This is a genomic window from Nocardiopsis sp. N85, assembly GCF_028882275.1.
Classification (GTDB): Bacteria; Actinomycetota; Actinomycetes; order Streptosporangiales; family Streptosporangiaceae; genus Nocardiopsis; species Nocardiopsis lambiniae.
The window spans coordinates 862,581-878,587 of sequence record NZ_JARBUT010000001.1; the positions used below are offsets into that span (position 1 = coordinate 862,581).

The following is a 16,007-nucleotide window of genomic DNA, read 5'->3' on the forward strand; positions in this document are numbered from 1 at the left end:
GGCAGTACGCCTAGCGCAGGCGGGCGTGTACGCGCTCGCGCCTCCCGCGCCTGGGGTTCTCCTGGTCGACGACGGCGATGATCCGGTCCACCATCTCGTCCGGGAGGAAACCCGGGGGGAACATGTCCAGCACGGGGGCGACGTTCTCCTTCGACAGGCTGTTGCCCGAGACGACGGACCGGATCCCGGACAGGTACTCCCAGATCATGCGCCGCAACGGGGAGACGCCCGTGTCCGCTTCGTCCCTCGGCCAGCGCAGGTCCTCCGCCGCCTGCCGCAGCACCAGCAGTTCCATACGGCCCAGCTGGGTCGACGTGAGCAGCCTGCGGTAGGAGTTCATGCGCCCCTCGGGATCGCGGTGCGGCGGTTCCATGCGCAACCGCATCACCTCGTGCGGTTCCAACCAGGCGCTCTCGCCATTCGGATCCAGGAACCAGGCGCCCAGATCGCCGGAGACCTGCCTCAGGTAGGGGAGGAAGCCCAGGATCACCCGGGCTCCGCTGCCGTTGACGCGCATGGAGATGGAGCGCAGCATGCGGGAGATCGCCCGGTCGAACGGGACCGTCACCCCGTAGGGGTCCACCACGTCGGGGCGCACCTCGACGTCCGTGTGCAGCTCGAACCCGATGCACTCACCGACGTCGACCGGATCGCCGGTCTCCCGGGAGAGCCTGCTGTGGCTGTCCTTCCGCGTCCACGACTCCAGGTGTCTCAGACGCACCGTGTTCAGCACGCTGAACCACTCCGGGCTGTCCAGAGAACGCCACACCCCCACCAGGTTGCGCCATTCCTGGAGCGACTCGGCCGGGGGCGGGAACAGCTCACCCAGATCCACCTCGTCCTCGCGCACCAGGATCAGCAGCACGACGAGGTTGGCCGTGTAGTTGCCCTGCCGGAGCGTGACCGGCAGGCGCGCGGGCTCGAACTCCCCGTAGGACCGGTTGGCCGCCGGGAACGGCGCCTCCCGGAAGAGCTCGACGAGCAGGTCCGCGTAGTCCTCGCGCAGCCCCGGGTCCTCGGCGAAGCGCCGCTCCAGGGCCTCCTCCAGGAAGTCCACGACCTTCTCCCGGCCGGGCAGGCACGCGAACGACAACAGCGCGTACAGTTCACCGTCGTCGATGCGCTGGGCCCGCCCGCGCCGCCGCGAGACCCGGGACCGGGAGGCGTCCAGCTCCTCCAGGGCGGCCACCACCGTCCGCGCCACCAGGTACTCGCCGAAGGTCGCGTGCAGGAACTCGAAGACGCTCGCCGTCCCGGTCCCCGTCCGCGCTCGCGCCTCGTGGACGAAGAAGAACCGGCCCAGCACCTGGTGGGCCGGGGCGATCCGGCCGTGCAGGTCGGTGTCGGCCGGGTCGAGGGCCGCGTCGGGCATCAGCACGCCGAGGTCGCGCTCCAGCTCCTCGGCGCTCACGTTCTGCTTACGCCGGGTGAACATCGCCAGCGCCGCCACCTCCAGCCGGCGCAGCTCGCCCTCCACGGCCTCCGCGACATCCTCCCGGCCCAGGCCCGAACGGTGCTTGTCCACCTCCCGCCGGGCGAACATGGTGAGCAGCCGTTCGTACAGCTCCCCGTGGGTGAGCCGCTGGTCGGCACGGCGCAGCGCGCCGTCCGCGGCGTCGTAGATGAGCAGCATCATCAGCAACAGCGGCTGTTCGGCCAGGTCGCGGTAGCGGAGCACGGCCTCGGTGGTCAGCGCCCCCTCCGGGCGGGCGTTCGCCCGGTTCCACACCGCCACCAGGCGGGAGATCCGTCCCTCGTCGAAGGGGTCGAGCTTGATGACGGTCGTCCCCTGCGGGAACCGGGCCCGGTCGGCGACCACGGTGCGGCTGGTGACGATGACGACGACCGGCAGCCCCATGGCCTCCTGCTGCTGCTGGAACTCCTGGATCCGCTCCAGGTAGTCGGAGCGGTCGACCCCGGTGGCCTGGAGGAGTTCGTCGAACCCGTCCAGGATGATCACCGGCAGCGCCCCGTCGGCCGAGTCCGCCAGTTCCCGCCAGGACACCCGTGTGTGCAGGGCGGCGGCCAGGCCCTCCTCGATCTGCACGTGGATGGGGGAGTTGGGGCTCACCGAACGCAGCTCCACCCGTACCGGCAGGAAGTCGGCGGCGGGCAGCCGGGCCGCGAGCACCTCCGTGAACTTGGACTTGCCCGCGCCGGGGTGTCCCAGCAGGACGGTGGGGTGATCGGTCGCGTCGGGGTGGGTCAGGTGGGCGGCGATGAACGCGGCGAGGTCGTCGACGGGCGTGTGCGTCCCCCACCATTCCTCGGAGGAGGGGACGGCGTTCGCGGTGACGATCGCGATGCGTCCGCGCGGGGGGACGTAGGCCTCCGCCAGCGACGGCAGCACCAGGCCGGTCGGGACGTCGGAGGCGCGCAGCACGGGGCGGTCCAGCACGGCCCGATGGGCGGCGAACAGTTCCTCCCGGCGCCGGTCCACCGTGCGGCCCGAACCCACCGTCGCCAACAGCCGGCGCAGTTCCCCCAGCCCCTCGTCGACGGCCGCCCTCGTACGCGCGTGCTCGCCCTCGTGCGCCCACAGCCCGAACTCGGGCACCTCGACGGCGAGCCTGCGGTGGTGCTCGGCGTACCGCTCCGTCGCCCTGACGGCCAGCTCGGTGCCCACCGTCGTCAGCAGCGGGTGATCGGGGCCCTCGATCCCGTGCTCGCGCGCCGTCGCCACCCGGGGCACGGCGTTCCGGAAGGCCTCGACCAGGCCGTGGAAGTACTCCTGCCGGGTCAGTTCCTCCGCCCGGTCGAAACGCGCGTGCGTCCACGGGGTCTCGGGCGCGTTCGTTCCGGCGGCCGGGTCCGCGGGATCGAGGGCCTGGTGGGAGGCGTCGATGTTCCAGCGGTAGGGCAGGGCGACCCGCTCGGGCTGGCCGGGCGACAGCAGCGGCTCGAACAGGACGGCCCGGTCCTCGGCCGAGAACCCCAGCTCGTCCAGGGTCAGCGGGGCGTCCGCCGCCTCCCACACCTCGTCCAGTGCCTCCAGGAAGGCGACCGCGGCCAGGATCCGCTCGGCGGCCAGGATGCGCTCGGTCCGCGTCAGCCGGCCCTCACCGTTGAGCCGATCGCGGATGCCCTCCACCGCCTCCCGGCCCTTGCTCACCAGCAGGCTCCGCAACCCGAACAGGTCCGGGACGCCCACCAGTCCGAGTCCGCCGTCCGCCAGCCGTTCGGCGAGGTCCCAGGCGTCGGAGTCCTTCTTGCCGAGGATCTTCAGGGCGTCCGCGTAGGAGAGCTTCTTCGCCACGTTCGGGGGGCCTTTCGTCGGGGGCGGGGTGTCGAGGTCCTTCACGAAGGATCCCGGACCTTCCGGTGGGATCGGACGGTGGGGTCCGCGGTTCGGGGGTGCCTCTATGTCTTTCGTCAAGGCGTCCATGTTGGTTCGGGGCGATTCGGGGGCCTGTCGCGCTCGGTGGTGAAGTGTTCAGTGGCGGGGCAGCGCCTCGGCCACGGCGGTCTGGGACGGGTCGACGGTGGTCCGCCCGTCCTCGATGTCCCACAGCGTGTTCTGTAGCAGCCGGGCCAGGGTCCAGCCGGCCGCGCGCCGGCGGTCCAGTCCGAGCGCCTCGGTCAGCAGGTCGAAGCGGCGCCGCACCACCCGGGGAGCGTCCCCGGTAGCGTGGAGCTTCTCCCAGCCGGTGTCCACCGCCGGCCACAGGTCGAAGCCCGGGTCGCCGACGAGGGGTTCGGGGTCGATGGCCAGCCACGGCTCGCGCTCGGCGGCGAGCACGTTGTCGTAGTGCAGGTCCCAGTGCAGCATCCGGTCGCCGGGCTCGACGACCAGCTCGGTGACCGCCGACGCCCAGGCGTGCAGCCGCCGCTGGTCGTCGGGGTCCGGCAGGGCGGCGACCGCCGCAGGCACGGACGCCGGCATGTCGCGCGCGACGTCACCGAGGCCGCGCAGGCCCTCGGGCGCCGGGATGGAGTGCAGCCGGGCCATAAGTCCGGCCAAGGCGCTCATGGCCACGTCGTCGTCCTCGACGGAAGCCAGGGTGCGTGAGCCGTCCAGGCGTTCCAGCAGCACGGCGCTGCTCTCCGGGTCGTGGTCGAGCAGTCGCACGATGCCGTCGCCGTTCCACGCCCGCAGCCCGATCAGCGCGGCGGTCGTCTCCTCGCGGGGCATCTGGAGTTCGAGCGCGGCGCGGGTGTCGTCCGTGCGGCGCACCGGCACCACCAGTGAGGCCTCGCCGGACCCGATGCCGCCGTCGCGCTTCAGTTCCCATCGGTCGAGCAGCTCCGCCACCAGCGCGGGCAGCCGGGTGATCCAGGTCCGTTCCGCTTCACCACCGTTCCTCGTGTACGACGCGACCAGGGCGTCAGGGACTTCGATACCCTGCGGCGAACTCATGGGGGTCGTCCTTCGGAGGAGTGGGCTTCCCACCGCGACCACAGGTAGGGCCGAGGGTCATGCGACGGCTGCTTCGGGGATGCGGGTCTCGTAGAAGGTTCCGTCGCGGAGCATGGCGAACAGGACGCTGATGCGTTGGCGGGCGAGGCGGAGGAGGGCTGCTTCGTCACGTGCGAGGGACCTTTCCGGCGTCGGGGGGCGGAACACAGGGAGGACCCGGCACCGGGGTCGGTGCCGAGTCCGCAGGTCGACAGGGGTGGGGAGCTCCGGGGGCTAGACGAGGCTCCAGTCCACCGGATCCGCGCCCTGCTCCTTCAACAGCGCGTCGGTCTTGCTGAACGGCTTGGAGCCGAAGAACCCGCTGCGCGCGGACAGGGGACTCGGGTGCGCCGACTCCACGCACGGGACGCCCGGCATCATCGGACGCAGGTTGCGGGCCTGGCGCCCCCACAGGATCGCCACCATCGGCTTGTCCCGCTCGGCCAGGGCCCGGATGGCCTGCTCGGTGACGGCCTCCCAGCCCTTGCCCTGGTGGGAACCGGACTTGCCGGGCTCCACCGTCAGCACCCTGTTGAGCAGGAGCACGCCCTGTTCCGTCCACGGGGTGAGGTCACCGGTGTCGGGGATCGGCAGGCCGAGGTCGTCCTGCATCTCCTTGTAGATGTTCTTCAGACTCGCGGGCGGCCGCACACCGGGGGCGACGGAGAAGCTCAACCCCACCGGGTTGCCGGGGGTGGGGTAGGGGTCCTGGCCCACGATGAGCACGCGCACGTCGTCGAACGGCTGCTGGAACGCGCGCAGGACATGTTCGCCGGCGGGCAGGTAGGTGCGCCCGTCGGCGACCTCCTGCCGGAGGAAGTCGCCCATCGCGGCGATCTGCGGGGCGACCGGCTCCAGGGCCTTCGCCCACCCGGCTTCCATGATTTCGTTGAGGTCCTTGGGCATGGCCAGAACATTAGCGTCCGGCGGCGACACCCACGGCCGTTCCGGTCGATCGGCCCTCGAACGGACACCCGCCATCCCAGCGCGCGGCTCCGCGTCGACCTCCGGGCCGTCTTCGCGGAGCGCCCTCGACACGGCTTCGACGTCGAGGGGGCGTCGGAGCGTGAGCACTTCGACGCCGACCGGGCGCCCGTCGAAGGCACGGTAGACGAGGAAACCGCCGTGGTCCGTGGTCCTCTCCACCGGTGCGTCGTCGAGGAGCGGGTATCCGGCGTCGGCCTCCCGGTCGATGGTGATGTTCCGGGCCGTGCCCTCCGCCTCGGGGGTCACGATGACGTCACCCCCGAGGAGCGGCACGAGAACCGATGCCGGGGCGGGGGCGGTCGTGTCACGTTCCATGTGAGACGACGATGGGGAGGCGGAGCGTCGCTCGGGGGCGGAACGGCGTGATCGCCGGGCGACCGTCGCGGCCGGTTCACGCCTTGGGACGGTCCTTTTTCGCCAGGCCGTGCCAGCGGCGCAGGTGGGCGGCGGCGCGGACGGTCTCCGGCGCCTCCTCTCCGTACAGCCGCACGTGCCGGGCGACCAGGTCCCGGTAGCGGCGGGCCGCCTCGGACGGATCGCCCGCGTGTCCCAGGTAGGCGGCCTGGTAGTGGCGGGCCCGCAGCGTCGTCGGGTGGTCGTCGCCCAGCGCCCGCTCCAGGTCCGGGATCAGCTCGTCGAGGATCCCGACCGCCTTGCCCGGATCCCCCGCCTCCCCGGTCTCGAAGGCCAGGTACAGGTGGGTGGTGAGCACCCGTTCGGTGTCCGGTCCGTACACGGCCGCCAGATCGGGCAGCAGTTCGGCGTGCACCCGGGCCGCCCTGGCGTGCTCCCCCGCCCGGCCCGCGTTGGTCGCCAGGTAGTAGCGCACCGTCAGGGTCTCCGGGTGACGGGGGCCGTGAACCCGCAGCATGTCCGGCAGCAGTGCCTCCATCGACTCCGCCGCCCGCGCGTGGGCGCCGCTCTTACCGGTCAGGTACGCCTCCCGGCGGCGGGCCCGCAGCGTCTCGGGGTCGTCGGGGCCGAACGCGGCGCGCAGCCGGGGCAGCAGCGGACGCAACCGCTCCGCCGCCTCGGCGTAGCGTCCCTCGCCCGCCAGTTCCTGGGCCGCCTCCACCATGGACCGCAGCCGGAACCGGTCCTCGCTCTCGGCGCCGGGCGTGCGCGTCGTGGCGACCTGCGTGTACGGGCGGGTGCGGGGGACCGGCGGGGAGGCCCCGGTGTCCGACGCCGACACCGGGCGGGAGGGCCGCGCCACCGTGAACGGGGCCAGGCGTTCGCGCACCTCCTCGGCCGAGGCGGGCCGCTCCTGCGCCCGTTTGGCGAGCAGCGAGTCGACCAGTTCGGCCAGCGGCTCCGGCAGTTCCGGGCGCAGCGACGCCACCGGGCGGGGCTTCTCCCGCAGGTGTCCGCGCAGGATCGCCAGCGGTTCGTCGCCGGGGAACGGGGGTTCGCCGGTGAGCATCTGGTACAGGATCGCGCCCACGGAGTACAGGTCGCCGGCCTGCCCCACCCGCTCTCCGCGCACCTGCTCGGGCGCCATGTACAGGGGCGTGCCCAGCACCCGGCCGGTCTGGGTGAGCCGACGGCTCTGGGCGGCCGCGGTGAACGCCGCGATCCCGAAGTCGAGGACCTTCAGGGTGCCGCCGTGGGGTTCGGAGCCCTCCGCGAGCACCATCAGGTTCCCGGGCTTGACGTCGCGGTGCACGATCCCCGCCGTGTGCGCCGCACCCAGCCCGGCGGCGGCCTGGGACATCAGGTCGGTGGCGCGGGCGACCGGCATCGGGTCGGCGTTGCGCAGCACGTCCGAGAGCGGGCGGCCGGCGACCAGCTCCATCACCGCGTACACCGAACCGTCGGCCTCCTGGCCGAAGTCGTGCAGGATGACGATGTTGGGGTGACCGGCCAACCGCGCGGTCACCCGGGCCTCGCGACGGAACCGCGTCACGGCCTCATCGGAGTCGCCCCGTTCGGCGCGCACCAGCTTGACCGCGACGGGGCGGTCCAGAAGCCCGTCGACCGCTCGCCACACCTCGCCCATGCCGCCGCGACCCAGGCGGGAGAGCAGGCGGTAGCGGCCGCCCAGCACCCGTTCGTCGGCCATCCCCGTCCCCCACCGTCTCCCGTGCCTCGCCCACGGCCCCACGGTCCCACGGCCGTTCCCGGCCATTGGGGCCGTACAGGGCGTAAGGGTACAGTCGTCCGCGTTAATGTGGTCCCCTGTGCCCACAGCCCGAACCCCCGACCTCGTGGGCGATGCCCGAGCCCCCACCGTGAAATCGAGTGCCACAGCCGTGAGCCTGAGTCTCTACGTCGGTCCGGACTCCCAACCGGACAAGTACCGTCTGGTCCGTTCCGTGGGACGCGGCGGCGAGGCCACCCTCTACCTGGCCGAGGTGACCCTGGCCGGGCAGACCGAACCGGTCGTGGTCAAGGCCCTGGACGCCGACGTCACCACCGATCCGGCCCAATTCGCCGAGTTGAGCTCGCGCTGGGCCGAGCAGGCGGAGCTGTTGCGCTTCATCAACCGGCTGGGCGTGGTGGGTGTCCGCGAACACTTCGAGGGTGCCCCCGAACACCCCGAGGGGCGGTCCGGGGAGTACACCGAACGCTGCCTGTACCTGGTGATGAACCACATCGACGGCCTGGACCTGCGCGACTGGCGGGCCGAGCACGCCGAGGAGGGCCCGCGCGGACAGCGCGAGGCGCTGCGCCACCTGGAGCAGGTCGCGCAGGTGCTGGACATGCTGCACTCGGGTCGGGCCACCCCCTCCCGGCGCCCGGTGGTGCACGGTGACCTCTCCCCGGGCAACGTCATGATCGACGCGGACGGTCAGGCCACCCTGGTGGACTTCGGGCTCAGCCGCATCGCGGCCCGGCACATGACGGCCCGCCCGTGGTTCACCCCGGGGTACGCGGCTCCGGAGATCTTCGGCGGCGAGTACTCCCCGGCCACCGACCGCTACGCCTTCGGCGCCGTGGCGTTCTACGCCCTGACCGGTGAGGACCCGCCGCCCGCCCCCGAGCAGCTGCGCGAACGCTTCGCGGCCCTGCCGCTGGTCGCCGACGCCGGGGAGCGCACGCGCGCCCTGATCGTGTCGATGTTCTCGGCCGAACCCGGCGAGCGCCCGGGGGCCTCGGACTGGGTCCGGGCGCTGCGGACCCTGGCCACCTCGGTGCCGTGGACCGGCCCGGGGCACGAACCCGGCGGCCCGGTGGCCGACGGTGACCCCGGTGCCTCCGCCGTGTTCGCGGCGTCGCTGTTCAGCGCCGTCGCGGACGGGGCGGACGTCCCGGACGAGCCGGGCGGGTCCGACGAGGACACCCTGGCGACCGCGAAGATCGACCCCTCCGCGCTGCCGGGCGGCGCTCCGAAGGGCTCGGCGCCGCCCCAGGGCGCGCCGTTCGCCGGTCCTCCACCCGCCAGCCCGCCCGTCCCCGGCGCCCCGCCCGCCCCGGGCACCCCGTCCGACACCGCCGACACGGTGATCATCCCCGGTGGCCGGGGCCCGGACGCCCCCCGGGCCCCTGCCGACCCTCGGACCCCGCCGTCCGGCACGGACGCGACCGTCGTCCTGTCGTCGAACCCGACGCCCGCCCCCGGTGGAGGTCCGGCGGCCTCCGATTCCGAGGCGACCGTCGTCCCGCCCTCCGGGACGGGGGATTCCCGGATCGAGGAGATGCCGCACCGCCCGGTCGGCGGGATGCGCGGACGCCCCGTCCAGCAGCGTCCCGGCCCCGGTCCCTCGCCCGCGCCGCGCGCCCCCGCCGGGCCGCCGCCGGGGAGAGCCGGCGGCCCCACCCCGCCGGGCGGCACGGCACGCCCGCCGATGCCCCCGCCCCGCTCCGGTCCGACACGTTCGGGCCCGATGAACCCCGGTCCCGCCTACGGTCCCCCGCCCGCGTACTCCCGGCCCGCCTGGGGACCGCCCGCCGGGGCGGCCACCGGGGCCTTCCCGGCCCACGGCGCTCCGCCCGCGCCGGAAGCCCCCGGGAAGAAGTCGCGCAAGCCCCTGATCATCGGCCTCGCGGTCGTCACCGTGCTCGGCATGTTCGGCGGTGCCGCCCTGACCTACGTGGTCATGGACCGGGGCCTGCCCTTCCTGGGGGGCGACTCCCGGCAGGTCGCCGCCGACGCCCCCGGCGAACCGTCCGCCTCCGAGGAGGCCCCGTCCGCGGCGGACCTTCCCACGGAGGAGGAATCGGCGTCCGCGGCCGACACGGACGGCTCCGCCGGCGACCCGGCGCCGGGCGACAGCACCCTGCTCACCCAGTTGGAGATCGTCGACGACGACGGCTACTGGCGCCCGGAGACCGGTAGGGCGGAGGTCGACGGGCAGGCCTACACCCGGGCGATCGTCCCTGGTTTCTGCATGCAGCACAGCTCGTCCTGCGACGGGTGGGCCGACTACAACCTGGGCCGCAAGTGGTCGACCTTCACGGCCACCATCGGTGTCGACGACAACTCCAGCGCCTCGGCGACCACCACGTTCACCGTCTACACCGACGGTGAGCCCGAAGTGACCGAGACCCTGAAGCTGGGGGAGACCCTGGACATCGAGGTCGACGTGCGCGACGCCCTGCGTCTGCGCATCGAGGTGGACAGCGATCAGAACGGCGTCTACCCGGTCTGGGCCGACCCCACCCTCACCTCCTGAGGGCGAGCGGCCGGGACGTGGACGCCCGGTGCCGTGACCACCGGAGGACGGGACCGTCCATCACCCGGTGCGCGCGACGCTTTCGATCTCGTCGAGCAGGGCAAGGACATGCTCGCGCTTTTCCGCGAACGACACGGTGGTCGCAACCTCCCCGAACACGGGGTGTTGCGACCACCGCTGGAACCCACGGGTCGGCCACCGGGCACCGTCGGCGGCCGGGGCCGCGCTCCTCCCGTGCTACTCGGCGCGCCACCCGCCCTGCCGGTCGGCCAGGTTGAGCGCCGTCGTCACCAGCGGCACGTGGCTGAACGCCTGCGGGAAGTTGCCCACCTGGCGGCCGATCCGCGGGTCCCACTCCTCGGCGAGCAGTCCCACGTCGTTGCGCAGGGCCAGCAGCCGCTCGAACAGCTCCTTGGCCTCCTCCTGCCGTCCGATGGACAGCAGCGCGTTGGCCATCCAGAAGCTGCACGCCAGGAACGCGCCCTCGTCGCCGGGCAGCTGGTCGGCGGAGTTCTCCAGGTCGGTCCGGTAACGCAGCACGAACCCGTCCACCATCAGGTCCTTGCGCACCGCCTCGATGGTCCCGATGACCCGCGGGTCGTCGTAGGGCAGGAACCCCACCTCGGGGATGAGCAGCAGCGCGGCGTCCAGTTCCTTGCTGCCGTAGTACTGGGTGAACGTGTTGCGTTGCGGGTCGTACCCGTACTCGCACACCTCGGAGTGGATGGTGTCGCGCAGGGCCCGCCACCGTTCGATGGGTCCCTCCTTGCCGAACTCCTCGATGCTGCGCACCGCCCGGTCGGCCGCCACCCAGGCCATCACCTTGGAGTGCACGAAGTGCTGCCGGGGTCCGCGCACCTCCCACAGGCCCTCGTCGGGTTCGTCCCAGCACCATTCCAGGTAGTTGACCAGGGAGCGCTGCAACCCCCACAGGTAGTCGCCGCCCCGGATGCCCGAGCGCCGGGCCAGGTGCAGGACGTCCATGACCTCGCCGTACACGTCCAGCTGGTACTGGCCCACGGCGGCGTTGCCGATGCGCACCGGCCGGGACGCCTCGTACCCGGGCAGCCAGTCGGCCTCCCACTCGGTGAGCCGTCGTTCGCCCCGGATGCCGTACATGATCTGCATCAGCTGGGGTTCGCCGGCCACGGCCCGGACCAGCCATTCGCGCCAGGCCAGCGCCTCGTCCTTGTACCCGGAGCGGATGAGCGCCTCCAGGGTGATGGTGGCGTCGCGCAGCCAGCAGTAGCGGTAGTCCCAGTTGCGGACGCCGCCGATCTCCTCGGGCAGCGAGGTGGTGGGGGCGGCGACGATCCCGCCGGTGGGCCGGTAGGTGAGCGCCTTCAACACGATGAGGGAGCGGATGACGGCCTCGCGGTAGGGGCCCTCGTAGGTGCACTGGGACACCCACTTCTCCCAGAACCGCTCGGTGCGCGACAGCGCCTTCTCGGCGTCGAGGTGGTCGGACTCCTCCACCTGGGAGGGGTGCCAGGTCATGACGAAGGACACCCGTTGGCCCGCGGTGACGGTGAAGGTGGCGTCGTGGGTGAAGTTGTGCCCTTGGAGGTGGACGGGGGTGCTGAGCCAGACGGCGTCGGGTCCGGCGACCGCCACCAGTTCGGTGCCGGCCCGATGCACCCACGGCACCACGTGGCCGTAGTCGAAGCGCAGGCGCAACACGGTCTCCATGGTGACGCTGCCGCTGAGCCCCTCCACGAGGCGGACGATGTGCGGGGCCCCGCCGCGCGGGGGCATGAAGTCGATGACCCGGACCGAGCCGGTGTCGGTGTCCCACTCCGATTCCAGGATGAGGGTGTTTCCCCGGTAGCGCCGCCGGGCGGCGCGGGGATCGCCGTCGGCGGGGCGCAGGGTCCAGCAGCCGTTCTGTTCGTCGCCGAGCAGGGCCGCGAAGCAGGCCGAGGAGTCGAAGTCGGGCAGACAGGCCCAGTCGATGGAACCGTCGCGACCGACCAGAGCGGCGGTCTGCATGTCGCCGATCATTGCGTAGTCTTCAATCCAGCCGGGCACGCGGCTCACCCCCATCACATCGTTGAGTCCTTGCGGTCGGCGCGGCACTCTCGCCTCCGGACGGGATCGCGGCGCTCCATTGCGGACCACATCGCGCACGCCCGTGTGCACGCCCCGTCGGGGTGCTTCTCCCGGCCCGTTCCGGCGGAGCGGCGTCCGCCGCGGACCGGGGCGCCGCTCGGATCACGGCCTCTCCCCTCGGACCACCTGCCGCATGCCCCTGTACCCGGTTATGTTCCCAGGTGAGGGCAGGCGAAAAGGTCGGTCCCCGGGAGCCGCTCCAAGACGGTCCTTCCGTTCACCGCGATTCCCCATCTTCCCCCCTGCGCCGGGCACGCGCCACCCGCAATTGCACGTGCATTGGAGAGTGCAGCCGGATATGTGGTCGATTGGGGTTTTTGTCGGTTCAGAAGTTACGTCGTGGTGATCAACAAACGATGACGAGGTCACCGATGGCCCGATCTGATCGGGGTTTCGGGGAGGTTCTCGGACATCCGGAACAAGGGGAGGAAGATCTGGGCGAGCGGGCCGATCGTCACGGCGAACAACAGGGTGCCCACCCCCACCGTGCCGCCCAGCAGGAACCCGGTGACGACCACGAGCGCCTCGATCCCGGTGCGGGCCAGCCGCACCGAGATCCCCAGGGCCGCCAGTCCCGTCATGAGCCCGTCGCGCGGGCCCGGGCCCAGACCGGCCCCGATGTAGCAACCGGTGGCCATCGCGCACGCCAGGATCCCGACGAGTAGTTCGCCGACGCGGATCCACGGCACCCCGGTCTCCGGCAGCAGCCACAGGAACAGGTCCGCGGTCACGCCCACCACGATCACGTTGCTCAGCGTGCCCAGGCCCGGCTTCTGCCTCAGGGGGATCCACAGCAGCATCAGGAGCGCCCCGACGATGACGGTCCAGGTGCCGACGGACAGCCCGGTGCGCAGGGCCAGGCCCTGGTCCAGCACGGCCCAGGGCATCGCTCCCAGGCCGGACTCGATCAGCAGGGCGACGCTGAGCCCGTACAGGGTCAGGCCGACGTACAGCCGGACCAGGCGGCGCAGTCGCGGCCGGGGGAGCACGGGGGTGATCATCACCCGGCTCAGGAGGGAGGGGCGGGGGCCGCGCCGTTCGTTCACGGGACGTCCTTTCAAGGAAAAGAGGGGATCATCGGATGAGATGCGGGCGCGGGCTCCGGGCGTCTTCGGGCACCCGCGATGATCCCCCGTTCCGCAGAGGTGCCACTTCGGTATCCTGGCCGATGTGGCACCACGTTCACAGTGCCAATTCCAACAAGTGGCCCTGGGCGGGCGCGGAAAGGCGCGGTGTCATGGCGCGACAGGGCGGCGGGGTCCGCACATCGGAGCGCTCCACCGCGGGCGGCGGGTCCCGGCGGATCAACGGCCGCCTGCTGGCCCGCCTCATCGGCGAGGCCCCCGTGGAACGCCCCTACTACCTGGCCATCGCCCGCGCCGTCAGCGGCCTGGTGCTGGACGGGCGGGTCCCCACCAACACCCGCCTGCCCGCCGAGCGCGACCTGGCCACCGCACTGGGGGTCAGCCGCAACACCGTCACCGCCGCCTACGCCTGGCTGCGCGACAACCGGTTCCTGGACAGCCGCCAGGGGGCCGGCAGCTGGACCGTCCTGCCCGACGCCGGCGCCGGGGAGTCCTCCCCGTCACCGTTCCTGTCCGGTGCCGAGCAGATCGACCTGGGAGTGGCCGGCCCTCCGGCCGTGGAGGGGTTGCGCGACGCCGGGTTCCGGGCCGCCGAACAGCTGGCCGCGCACGTCGGCGGGCTCGGCTACCACCCCTACGGCCTGCCCGAACTGCGCCACGCCATCGCCCGCCGCTACGTCGAGCGCGGCCTGCCCACCACCCCCGGACAGATCTTCGTCACCAACGGCGCCCAGCAGGGGGTGGCCCTGGTCCTGGACCTGCTCGTGCAGGCCGGGGACGAGGTCCTGGTGGAGTCGCCCACCTATCCGCACGCCGTGGACGCGGTCCGCCGCACCGGCGCCCGGGTGCGCACCGTCGGGGTGACCCCGCAGGGCTGGGACATGGAGTACCTGGTGGACGCGTTCCGCCAGTGGAAACCGGAGCTGGCCTACCTCATCCCCGACTTCCAGAACCCCACCGGCGCCCTCATGGACGACGACGAACGCCGGGTCCTGGTGCGCGAGGCGCGCCGGGCCGGCACCCAGCTGGTCATCGACGAGTCCGTGGCCGAGCTGGCCATCGACTCCGGCGACCTGCCCACCCCGGTGGCCGCCCACGACACCGACGGCCGGGTCATCTCGATCGGCTCGGTGGGCAAACTGCTGTGGGGCGGGCTGCGGGTGGGCTGGGTGCGCACCACACCGCCGATGGTGGCCCGGCTCATGGCGGTCCGCCAGCGCTTCGACCTGGCGGGGTCGGTCCTGGACCAGCTCACCACCACCCACCTGCTCGCCGACGTCATGCGCATCCGCGCCGAGCGCAGCCGCTGGCTCCGCCGCAACCGGGACGCCCTGCTGACGGCGCTGCGCGACCGGCTGCCCGACTGGCGGCCCAACGTGCCGGGCGGCGGCCTGGTGCTGTGGGCGGCGCTGCCGCACCCGGTGGCGAGCGCCCTGTCCGCGGCCGCGGTCCGCCACGGCGTCCACCCGGCGGCGGGGCCGGTGTTCGGCACGGACGGGACGCTGGAGCGTTATCTGCGCCTGTCCTACACCCGGCCGCCGGACGTGCTCGCCGACGCCGTGGACCGCCTCTCCGCCGCCTACGCCGAGACGCTGGCCCACCCGGCCCAGCCCCACGGGCGGCTCTACGTCTGAGTCCGCGCGGGGCCGGGCACCGGGCCGGGGGTGAGCGGGCTCAGGAGACGAACCGGTGGGCGAAGCGCACGACCTCGCCGATCACCTCGTCCCGGTTCGTCTCGTTGAACACCTCGTGGCGGGCGCCGGGGAAGATCCGCGCCGTGAAGTCCTCGCCCCTGATCGCCTCGATGCCCCTCGCGGTGCCGGAGATCGGCACCAGCCGGTCGTCGGAGCCGTGCACCCACAGCAGGGGCGGCCCGACCAGGGGTCCGGCCTCCACGCCCCGCTCGACCTCCGTCAGCATCGCGTTCACCGTCGTGCGCTTGAACGGGCCGTGCCAGACCAGTTCGTCGGCCACGTAGGCCTCGCCCACCGCCGGGTCGCGGGACAGGGTGGCGGGGTCGATGGGCACGTCGGGGATCTCCTCGGCGGCGGCCAGCGCCTCCAGGGCCTCCCACCGGCCCAGGACCGGTCCGGACAGCACCAGGGCGGTGGGCGCCTCGGGGTGGGTCTGGGCGTAACGGGAGGCGATGAGTCCGCCCATGGAGTGACCGATGAGGATCAGGGGCAGGGTGCGGTAGGCGGTGCGGGCCTGCGTGACGACCCGGTGCACGTCCTCCACGACACCCGCGAAGTCGTCGATGAGGACGCGCTCGCCGGAGGAGCCCCCGTGCCCCCGGTGGTCGGCGCCGTAGACCACCGCGCCGGCGGCCACCAGGTCGGCGGCGACCTGCTCGTAGCGTCCGAGGTGTTCGCCGTAGCCGTGTACCAGCACGGCCAGCCAGGTCGGTTCGCCCCCGGTGGGGGCCCACGCCCGGGCCGCCAGCCTCCCGGACCCGTTCGGACCGCCCGCCAGTCCCCAAGCGCGTGTGGTGATCACCGTGTCCTGCCTCCTCGTCGGGTGCGCCCCTGCGGCGGTCGCGGAGACGATCGCCCGTGGCGAGGGACACCTTAGGGCATGCCCCGTGGGCGCTCACCCCGCCGCCCGCCGCCCCGGACGTCGCCGGGGCGGCGGGCGGCACGGGGTCCGGATGATGCTCCGGAAACACGGGGGTTCTCTCGTGTGCGCCGACGAAATCCGTCAAACGGGTTGATAAGGGCTACTCATTCCGAAAGTTGATCTTCTACGCTGATGGGTGGGTATCCCGCAAGTGGGTACGAGTGGCGTTCTGCTCGACGATTTCAACTGGAGAGGGTG

The 16,007-nt window shown here is 72.6% G+C and carries 9 protein-coding genes; 2 read left to right on the plus strand and 7 right to left on the minus strand.

Features of this window, described 5'->3' with window-relative positions; genetic code table 11:
• Positions 1-10 precede the first annotated feature (10 nt).
• The 4 genes from PWG71_RS03725 to PWG71_RS03740 all read right to left on the minus strand — a co-directional run bounded on the left by PWG71_RS03725 (position 11) and on the right by PWG71_RS03740 (position 7,445).
• Positions 11-3,256: an NACHT domain-containing protein gene (locus PWG71_RS03725; RefSeq protein ID WP_274808030.1), complete on the minus strand. Its 3,246-nt coding sequence runs from the start codon at positions 3,254-3,256 to the stop codon at positions 11-13.
• 177 nt (positions 3,257-3,433) lie between these two features.
• On the minus strand, positions 3,434-4,357 hold the full coding sequence (locus PWG71_RS03730; RefSeq protein ID WP_274808031.1) for an aminoglycoside phosphotransferase family protein: 924 nt from the start codon (positions 4,355-4,357) through the stop codon (positions 3,434-3,436).
• 273 nt (positions 4,358-4,630) lie between these two features.
• The gene (locus PWG71_RS03735) at positions 4,631-5,302 is read right to left on the minus strand and encodes a uracil-DNA glycosylase (protein ID WP_274808136.1); all 672 of its coding nucleotides are present in this window, start codon (positions 5,300-5,302) and stop codon (positions 4,631-4,633) included.
• A gap of 472 nt (positions 5,303-5,774) precedes the next feature.
• Positions 5,775-7,445 carry a serine/threonine-protein kinase gene (locus PWG71_RS03740; protein WP_274808032.1) on the minus strand — a complete coding sequence of 557 codons (1,671 nt, stop codon included), beginning with the start codon at positions 7,443-7,445 and terminating at the stop codon, positions 5,775-5,777.
• A 190-nt stretch (positions 7,446-7,635) separates the two neighbouring features.
• Here PWG71_RS03740 and PWG71_RS03745 point away from each other — a divergent pair, with 190 nt between their 5' ends.
• Positions 7,636-9,999 (plus strand): protein kinase domain-containing protein, encoded by a 2,364-nt coding sequence (locus PWG71_RS03745; RefSeq protein ID WP_274808033.1) that lies wholly within the window; start codon positions 7,636-7,638, stop codon positions 9,997-9,999.
• Between the two features lie 237 nt (positions 10,000-10,236).
• Here the strand turns inward: PWG71_RS03745 and PWG71_RS03750 are convergent, their stop codons facing one another.
• Both PWG71_RS03750 and yczE read right to left on the minus strand, forming a co-directional pair.
• Positions 10,237-12,042 carry a glycoside hydrolase family 15 protein gene (locus tag PWG71_RS03750; RefSeq protein ID WP_274808034.1) on the minus strand — a complete coding sequence of 602 codons (1,806 nt, stop codon included), beginning with the start codon at positions 12,040-12,042 and terminating at the stop codon, positions 10,237-10,239.
• 431 nt (positions 12,043-12,473) lie between these two features.
• Positions 12,474-13,109 (minus strand): membrane protein YczE, encoded by a 636-nt coding sequence (gene yczE, locus PWG71_RS03755; RefSeq protein WP_274808137.1) that lies wholly within the window; start codon positions 13,107-13,109, stop codon positions 12,474-12,476.
• A 236-nt stretch (positions 13,110-13,345) separates the two neighbouring features.
• On the opposite strand from yczE, the gene yczR reads away from it, so the two are divergent.
• Positions 13,346-14,827 (plus strand): MocR-like transcription factor YczR, encoded by a 1,482-nt coding sequence (gene yczR, locus PWG71_RS03760; protein ID WP_274808035.1) that lies wholly within the window; start codon positions 13,346-13,348, stop codon positions 14,825-14,827.
• Positions 14,828-14,867: 40 nt separating this feature from the next.
• Here the strand turns inward: yczR and PWG71_RS03765 are convergent, their stop codons facing one another.
• Positions 14,868-15,689, minus strand: coding sequence for an alpha/beta hydrolase (locus PWG71_RS03765; RefSeq protein WP_274808036.1), 822 nt, complete (start codon positions 15,687-15,689; stop codon positions 14,868-14,870).
• Between the last annotated feature and the right edge of the window lie 318 nt (positions 15,690-16,007).